This window comes from Bacillus bingmayongensis, from assembly GCF_000299035.1.
GTDB lineage: Bacteria > Bacillota > Bacilli > Bacillales > Bacillaceae_G > Bacillus_A > Bacillus_A bingmayongensis.
Genome location: NZ_AKCS01000080.1, coordinates 1 through 837, shown reverse-complemented (window position 1 = coordinate 837; position 837 = coordinate 1). Strand labels below are relative to the sequence as shown.

Below are 837 nucleotides of genomic sequence, written 5' to 3'. Positions count from 1 at the left end.
GGAGGAGATTGCAATGAATCAAGATCCAATTTTACAAAAGGCGATGAGTAAGTGGGAAAATATGAGCCATGACTCTTCTTTCAGAACAGCTTATGAAGCTCGTGAAAAATTACTTTTAGATGAACAAGCCAAGTTGGCACACGCTCGTGAAGAAGGGAAAATCCAATTAATCCGTGGTATGCATAAGAATGGTATGCCATTAGAAGACATTGCAAAATTCACAGGTCTTAGTACAGAAGAAATACGAAAACTACTATTATAATATGTATTATTAAAAAAACTTTGCGGAAAATCTCGCAAAGTTTTTTTATTTAGCTCTTTAAACATTAACTCCTAAAAAAATACATGATGCATTTAATAAATATGATAATGATTCATGTTTTTGAATTTTCACTAAAAAAACAAAAGATGTCTTTTTAAAGCATATAAGTATATCAAATAGCTATAATGTGAAAACAAATTGTATGGTCTATATCCCTAGCATATAAAAGAGAGGAGGTAGCACTTTATGGAAAACAGCTTAGCAATACGAAACCCCGAACTAGCTAAACAGTGGCATGAAACTAAAAATGGAAAATTAACTCCTTTTCATGTTACATTTGCTTCCAATAAAAAAGCATGGTGGAAATGTGAGAAAGGACATGAATGGGAAGCGTCTACATGGAGTCGACATAAAGGAAGAGGATGCCCTTATTGTGCCAATAAAAAAGTTTGTATAGATAATTGTCTTGCTACATTGAACCCAGAGATAGCCAAACAATGGCATCCTACTAAAAATGGAACATTGACTCCTTATGAGGTTCTGGTGCAAAAATATTAGTTAGAAACATAGAGTAG

Annotated in this window: 1 protein-coding gene and 1 pseudogene; both read left to right on the top strand. The window is 33.2% G+C overall.

Annotated features, from left to right (window positions below; all coding sequences use genetic code 11):
- Window positions 1-262, top strand: a pseudogene (locus tag Y7E_RS29385) (Rpn family recombination-promoting nuclease/putative transposase); the annotation flags it as partial.
- 246 nt (window positions 263-508) lie between these two features.
- Window positions 509-820, top strand: coding sequence for a zinc-ribbon domain-containing protein (locus Y7E_RS30760; RefSeq protein WP_017150552.1), 312 nt, complete (start codon window positions 509-511; stop codon window positions 818-820).
- Window positions 821-837: the final 17 nt, after the last annotated feature.